Annotated in this window: 5 protein-coding genes and 1 pseudogene; 1 reads left to right on the forward strand and 5 read right to left on the reverse strand. The window is 69.3% G+C overall.

The window, feature by feature from the left end; all coding sequences use genetic code 11:
* The 3 genes from VFZ20_RS31535 to VFZ20_RS31545 all read right to left on the reverse strand — a co-directional run.
* Positions 1-363: putative sensor domain DACNV-containing protein (locus VFZ20_RS31535; RefSeq protein WP_329687954.1), on the reverse strand; the 363-nt coding region annotated here is incomplete at its 3' end.
* Between the two features lie 295 nt (positions 364-658).
* Positions 659-1,063 (reverse strand): thioesterase family protein, encoded by a 405-nt coding sequence (locus tag VFZ20_RS31540; protein WP_329687955.1) that lies wholly within the window; start codon positions 1,061-1,063, stop codon positions 659-661.
* Positions 1,063-1,428 carry a helix-turn-helix domain-containing protein gene (locus VFZ20_RS31545; RefSeq protein ID WP_329687956.1) on the reverse strand — a complete coding sequence of 122 codons (366 nt, stop codon included), beginning with the start codon at positions 1,426-1,428 and terminating at the stop codon, positions 1,063-1,065. Before VFZ20_RS31545 ends, VFZ20_RS31540 begins: the two co-directional genes overlap by 1 nt.
* A gap of 157 nt (positions 1,429-1,585) precedes the next feature.
* On the opposite strand from VFZ20_RS31545, the pseudogene VFZ20_RS31550 reads away from it, so the two are divergent.
* A pseudogene (locus tag VFZ20_RS31550) lies at positions 1,586-2,316 on the forward strand (SDR family oxidoreductase).
* Between the two features lie 466 nt (positions 2,317-2,782).
* Here the strand turns inward: VFZ20_RS31550 and VFZ20_RS31555 are convergent.
* Positions 2,783-3,916, reverse strand: a complete 1,134-nt coding sequence (locus VFZ20_RS31555) for a thiolase family protein (protein WP_329687957.1) — start codon at positions 3,914-3,916, stop codon at positions 2,783-2,785.
* Positions 3,917-4,073: 157 nt separating this feature from the next.
* Positions 4,074-6,377, reverse strand: coding sequence for a 3-hydroxyacyl-CoA dehydrogenase/enoyl-CoA hydratase family protein (locus VFZ20_RS31560; protein WP_329687958.1), 2,304 nt, complete (start codon positions 6,375-6,377; stop codon positions 4,074-4,076).
* Between the last annotated feature and the right edge of the window lie 486 nt (positions 6,378-6,863).

The following is a 6,863-nucleotide window of genomic DNA, read 5'->3' on the forward strand; positions in this document are numbered from 1 at the left end:
CCCCGTGCCCCACACCCGCAGCTCGCCCCGGTGCGGCCACACGCCCAGGTGAATACCCGGGCGCTCCACGGCCGGCGACAGCTTGCCCAGGTCCTTGGCGTTGAGCGAGAACGGCCGGTCGAAGACCATGGCGTGCCCCGCGGCCTCCGGCGGCACGTACGCCAGCGAGATGCGCGGCGAGCGGCCCTCCTCGCGCTGCAGGCTGGCCCAGAACGCCACGTCGATGATCTTCTGTGTGGTCTTTACGTCCGGGTGCGGCGCCAGGTTGGCCACGCCGGCCGCCTGCGCCATGGCCAGGTGCGTCGCCAGGTGCTCCACCACCGTGAGCGCCACGGCGCGCGCGGCGGGATATCCAGGATGCATGCTCGTCGGTCTGCTGCGGTCCGTTCGGAGAGATGACGCGTGAGTATCTGATGCCGCCCCCGCCCATGCAAGCGACGGGCGCGCGGGGACCCTCCTACCCGGAGATTTCGAAACACGGTCGGCACCTGCTTCAGCACGGCCTGCACATGGCGCCTGGGGCCAGCGAAGAGAACGGTCCCAAATCAAAACCGTTGACTCCGTTGGCCGCAGGCCCCGTGTGAGGATGCAGTTGCGGCGAGTGCTCCGGTGATGGACGAAAGCGCGGCAGCGGATCTCCTCGCCGCGTTTCTGCCGTTCAGGCGCGGGAGAATGCTTCGCGCACCTCGGGCGGAACGCGCCTGGGACGGCCGGTTGTCGTGTCGACAGGGCACCAGACGCTGCGGGCGCGGGCCAGCACGGTGCCGTCGGCGCGGGCGATCTCCGTGAACCGTTCGTAGCGCAGCGACTGCCCCTCGCCGATCCAGGTGCGGGCGCGGAGGGCGTCGCCGGGGCGCGCGGGGCGCAGGTAGTCGATCTCGTGGCGCAGCACCACCCACGTCATGAAGTCCCGCGCATCCGCCGGCGCGTGGGCAAACCAGTGCGCCAGCGCGACTTCCTGGATCCACCGCACGTAGACGATGTTGTTCACGTGCCCCATCCCGTCCACGTCCTCCGCCTGCACCTGGACGTCGATCTCGAACGGCGCCGCCGCCGTGGCCATCAGGCGGCCTCGCGCCCACCGTCCGGCTGCGCCTGGGCCTCGTCCGCCGGCGCTTCGACCTGCCCCCGCGCTGCCAGGAGCCGCTGCAGGTTGTGGGCGGCCCAGTCGGCCAGCGCGTTGACGGGGACGAGCAGGTCGCGACCCAGCGGCGTGAGCTCGTAGTCCACCCGCGGCGGCACCGTGTGCGTGACGGTGCGCAGGACGAAGCCGTCGCGCTCCAGCGTGCGCAGCGTGGACGTAAGCACCTTTTGCGTGATGCCGGGAATCTCGCGCCGCAGCTCGTTGAAGCGCATGCTGCCGTGGCCCAGCTGGTGGACGATGACCATCGTCCACCGCTCGCCCACGCGCGCCAGCACGTCCGCCACGGCCCGGCACTCCCCGGGAATCAGGCCATGCGGTATCCTCGAAGTGCCTTCTTCCACGGGTCCGCGGCATTTGGTTACCGTTTTCGCGTCCATCTCACACCAGTGCGGGGGTGGGCGGGAGCGGATCGCTCCGGACCCGGAAATTGAGGACCGACCGATGCCGGATAACGGACAGAAGATCGCGCTGGTGACCGGCGCGAACAAGGGAATCGGCAGGGAAACGGCGCGCCGGCTGGCGTCCGACGGATACGTCGTCTACCTGGGCGCCCGCGATGCCGCGCGCGGCCAGGCGGCGGCCGACGAGCTGGCCGCGGAGGCGCCGACGTGCGCTTCGTGGAGCTGGACGTGACCCGGCCCCAGACGCTGCGGCAGGCCGCCGAGCGCATCGAGGCCGAGGCGGGGCGGCTGGACGTGCTCGTCAACAACGCGGGCGTAGCGCTGGAGATGGCGCCGGCGTGGCAGGCGGATCTGGACGCCCTGCGCGCCACGTACGAGGTGAACCTCGTGGGTCCGGTGTCCGTCACGCAGGCGCTGCTGCCGCTGCTGCGCGCCGGGAGCGGCAAGGTGATCGTGAACGTCTCCAGCGAGCTGGCTTCGCTGGCGTCGTATGCGGACCCGGCGTGGGTGTTCGGCTCCGTGAACGCGTTCGCCTACAGCTCGTCCAAGACGGCGCTGAACGCGTTCACGGTCGTCCTGGCGAAGGAGCTCGCGGACGAGGGATTCCGCGTGAACGCCGTGGACCCCGGCTTCACGGCCACGGACATGAACGGCCACAGCGGCTACCTCACCGCGGAACAGGCGGCCGCCACGGTCGCGCGGTACGCCACGCTGGGCCCCGACGGCCCCACCGGCGGCTTCTTCAAGGAGGAGGGCCCGCTCCCCTGGTGAGGCGGGTTGATGAAGGCCGATGTCATCCTGAGGGAGCGCCGCGCATAACGTGAACGCGCGCAGGACTTTGGCGCGACTGAAGGATCTTGCGTGCGTGTCGACAGGCCGAGTCCCTGCACCCAAGCCGGCTTGTCGCTTCGCGGGCAAGATCCTTCGTCGCCGCCATGGACCCTGCGCGAATCCGGTTCTGCGCGGCGGCTCCTCAGGATGACGCGTTCGCGGCGCGGTGATTGGCCAGGGGTTTCCTCATCGGATGCGCCGGATGAAAGCAGCTCAACCTCCCCCAAGGTTTTTTGGGGGAGGTGGGCGAGCTCCGCGAGCCCGGAGGGGGCGCTCGCGCGAGGCCTGCCACACAGCGAGATGGCAGACGCGGAGCGTGAAACTCGGAGAGAACCGCGCGTGAAGCGAACGAAGGGCGCGGAGACCTGGCCTCCGCGCCCTTCGCATCCTCCATCAGACGCTGCCGTTACGCGCCGTATACCTCGAAGATGCCGGCCGCGCCCATGCCGCCGCCCACGCACATGGTCACCAGGCCCATGCCGCCACCGCGGCGGCGCAACTCGTGGATGAGCTGGGCGCCCAGCTTGGCGCCCGTGGCGCCCAGCGGGTGCCCCAGGGCGATAGCGCCGCCGTTGACGTTGGTCTTTTCCTCCGGCATGTCGATCTCGCGCATCACGGCCAGCACCTGCGCCGCGAACGCCTCGTTGAACTCGATCAGGTCCATGTCGGCCATGGACGTGCCCGTGCGCTTGAACGCGTTGGGCACGGCGTACGCGGGCGCGATGCCCATGATGGCCGGGTCCACCCCCGACGTGCCGTAGCCCACGAAGCGCGCCAGGATGGGCAGTCCCAGCGCCTGCGCCTTTTCGCGGCTCGTGAGCACCACCGCGCCGGCGCCGTCGCTGTACGGCGACGCGTTGCCGGCCGTGACGGTGCCCTTGGTCTTGAAGGCCGGGCGCAGGGTGGAAAGCTTTTCCAGCGACGTGTCGGGCCGCACGAGCTCGTCGCGGCGAAACTCGCCGCCGTCCGTGCGCACGGGCACGATCTCGTCGTCGAAGCGCCCCTCGGCGATGGCGGCCGCCGCGCGCTGGTGGCTGCGCAGCGCCCAAGCGTCCTGGTCCTCGCGGTTCACGCCCCAGCGCTCGGCCACGTTCTCGGCCGTAAAGCCCATCCCGATGTACGCCTCCGTCATCTCGGGATGCAGCTCCTTGTGGTGGCCGCCCATGGGGATGCGGCTCATCATCTCGATGCCGCCGGCCACCACGGTATCCGCCATCCCCGTCATGATCGACGCGGCCGCCATGGCGATGGTCTGCAGCCCGGACGAGCAGAAGCGGTTGACGGTCGTGCCGGCCACCTCGTAGGGAAAGCCGGCCCGCAGCACGGCCAGGCGGGCCACGTTGGCCCCCTGCGCGCCCTCGGGGGACGCGCAGCCCAGCATGACGTCGCAGACGTCCTTCGGCTGGACGCCCGCCTGCTCCACGGCGCCCTTGATGACGTCCGCCGCCAGGTCCACCGGGTGAACGTTGGCCAGCGAGCCGTCGGCCTTGCCCTTTGCCACGCCGCTGCGGACGGCGCTCACGATGACTGCCTCGTGCATATGGATATCCTGCCTGTTCGGGTGCGGTTCAGGGAGCGAGCAATCGCATGGTCAGGAGTGCCAAGTGCCGAGTACCAAGTGCCAAGTGAAACAACATCAGTTACTTGGCACTTGGTACTTGTCACTTGGTACTTGTCACTTGGTACTTTCTTCTTCCTCAGTTCCTCAGCGTCTTGCCCGTCTTGAGCGTGTACTCGATCCGCTCCTGCGTCTTCTGCGTGCCGAGGAGACGAAGGAAGCCCTCGCGCTCCAGGTCCAGCACGTCCTGCTCCGTCACCTGGCGCGGGGCGCCCTCGCCGCCGCACAGCACGCGGGCGATCTCCGTGGCGATCATCACCTCGTGCTCGCTGATCTGCCCGGCCTCGTGCAGGCTCCACACGCCGTAGCGCAGGTTGCCCATGGCGCGGTCGCCCAGCGCCTGGATCACCCGCGGCGGGGGCGGCGCGTAGCCGGGGGCCAGGTCCAGCACGCGCAGCTTTGCATCGCCGATCAGGTGGTCGCGGTTCATGCTGATGCGGTCCGCCTCGCGCAAAAAGCCCAGCTTTTTCGCCTCCAGCCCGCTCGTGGACGTCGTGGCCATGGCGATCATCCCGAACGCGCGGCGCACGGCCTCGAACAGGTCCGCCTCCTCGTACTGCTGCAGCTCGCTGGTGAAGCGAAAGAGCAGCTCCTTGGTGCCGCCGCCGCCCGGCAGCAGGCCCACGCCCGTCTCCACCAGGCCGATGTACGTTTCCGCGTGCGCCTGGACGCGGTCCGCGTGCAGGGTGATCTCCGCGCCGCCGCCCAGCGTGAGCCCGAACGGCGCCACGACGACGGGAAAGGGCGCCTTGCGCAGCCCCGTCGTCGTCTCCTGGAAAACGCGGACGTTCTGGTCCAGTTCGTCCCAGCGCCCCTCGCGCGCCGCGCCCAGCGTGGCGACCAGGTTGGCGCCCGCGCTGAACGCCCGCGGGTCCTCGTGGCTGATGACCAGCCCCGCGCGCCCCTCGCGGTCAATGCGCTCGATGGCCGTGTGCACCATCCGCAGCACGCCCTCGCCCAGCGTGCCCATCTTGCTTCGGAACTCCAGCAGGGCCACGCCGTCGCCCAGGTCGAGCAGCGCGGCCTCGGCGTTCTCCTCCAGCACGCCGCCCGCGCGGCGGATGGCGCCCAGCGTCACGACGCCCGCCGGCTCCGGCAGCGTCTGCCGCGTGCCGTCAAAGGCGAGGTACGTGCGCCCGTCCTCGGAGTAGAAGCCCTCGCCGGCCTTCTGCAGCAGCGCCGGCTCGTCCAGCCCCTCGTCGCGCAGCGTCTGCCGGACGAGGTCCAGGCCCACGGCGTCCATCTGCTTGAACGGGCCTGCCTCGAACGCGAAGCCCCACTCCAGCGCGCGGTCCACGGCCACGATGTCGTACGCCAGCTCGGGCGCCTTTTCCAGCGCGTAGTGCCACGCGCGGGCAAACTGCGCGCGTGCGAACGCGCCGTACTTGCCGGGCAGCTGCAGCACGCCGCGGATGCGTTCCGGCAGCGGCTTCTTCGCGAACTCGGCCACGCCGGGGATCTCGGGCTTCTCCTGCGGCCGGTACTCGCCCGTCTTCCAGTCCAGCGTCTGGATCTGCTTGCCCTGCTTGCTGTAGAACCCCGCGCCCGTCTTTTCGCCCAGCCGGCCCTGGTCCACCAGGTCCAGCGCCCACTGGGGCATGGTGAAGTCCTCGCCCGTCGCCTCGGCCAGGCCGCCGCGCACGTGCTTGAGGATGTCCAGGCCGCTCAGGTCCGCCGTGCGAAAGGTGGCGCTCTTGGGCCGGCCGGTGAGGGGGCCGTTGATGAAATCGACCTCGTCGATGGTCAGGTCGTGCTGCTCCATCAGCCGCATGGTCTGCACGCTGCCGAACACGCCGATGCGGTTGGCGATGAACCCTGGGACGTCCTTGGCGAGCACGACGCCCTTGCCCATCATCCGCTCGCCGAACTCCGTGAGCGCGGCCAGCGCCTGGGGCGACGTCTCGGGCGTGGGGATGATCTCCAGCAGCCGCAGGTAGCGCGGCGGGTTGAAGAAGTGCGTGCCCAGGAACCGTTTGCGGAAGGATTCCGATCGCCCCTGCGTCAGCACCGACATGGGGATGCCGGACGTGTTGGTCGTGACGAGGGCGTGCTCGGGGAGGATTTTTTCCAGGCGCGCGTAGAGGGCCTGCTTGGGGCCGGGCTGCTCGATGATGGCCTCGACCACCCAGTCGCAGTCGGCCAAGGACTCCAGGTCGTCCTCGGTGTTGCCCGTCTGGATGAGCCGCGCGCGGTCGGGGTCCATGAACGCCGCGGGCTTGCTCTTGGCGATGCGCTCCAGCCCCTTGCGGGCGGGCCCGCCGCGGTCGCCGTCCTCGCCCGGGATGTCCAGCAGCCGCACGGGCACCCCCGCCGAGGCCGCCAACGCCGCGATCCCCGCGCCCATCGTCCCCGCGCCCACCACGCCGATCTTTCGGATTCGCATACGCCCTCGGGTTGGGTTGATCCTCGGTATTTCGCTCGGAGTTCGGCCGAACAGCGTTCGGGAGACTACGGAGCGCGAACAAGGGTGTCAACTTGAGTGCCGCTCATCAACCAGTCTGGAAAATCAACTGCAATTTCTCACGCAGAGCCGCAGAGGGCACAGAGTACCCCAGCCCGCGCCCCGGCTCGCTTTCGTGCACCGACGCTGCACCAACCAACCCACCAACCAAGTAACCCACCAACCAACCCACCAAGTAACCCCCCAACCAACCCACCAAGTAACCCACCAACCAACCCAGTAAGTAACCTAGCAAGTAACCCAGCAAGTACCCTCCCAGTAACCCATCAAGTAAGCAGAACTGCTTTCTCACGCAGAGGGAGCAGAGGCAGCAGAGTACCCCGCATCCTGCTCGAATCGACCTCAGCTCGCAAGGCTTAAGTTTCTGTTGTTGCTGCAGTTCTCCCCCTCCCCCGCGAAGCGGGGGCA

It is taken from the genome of Longimicrobium sp. (genome assembly GCF_036280135.1).
Classification (GTDB): domain Bacteria; phylum Gemmatimonadota; class Gemmatimonadetes; order Longimicrobiales; family Longimicrobiaceae; genus Longimicrobium.

Coding starts and splice junctions, on each gene's coding strand:
- VFZ20_RS31540 (WP_329687955.1), bottom strand. CDS start 1,063: ATGGCCACGGCGGCGGCGCCGTTCGAGATCGACGTCCAGGTGCAGGCG.
- VFZ20_RS31555 (WP_329687957.1), bottom strand. CDS start 3,916: ATGCACGAGGCAGTCATCGTGAGCGCCGTCCGCAGCGGCGTGGCAAAG.
- VFZ20_RS31560 (WP_329687958.1), bottom strand. CDS start 6,377: ATGCGAATCCGAAAGATCGGCGTGGTGGGCGCGGGGACGATGGGCGCG.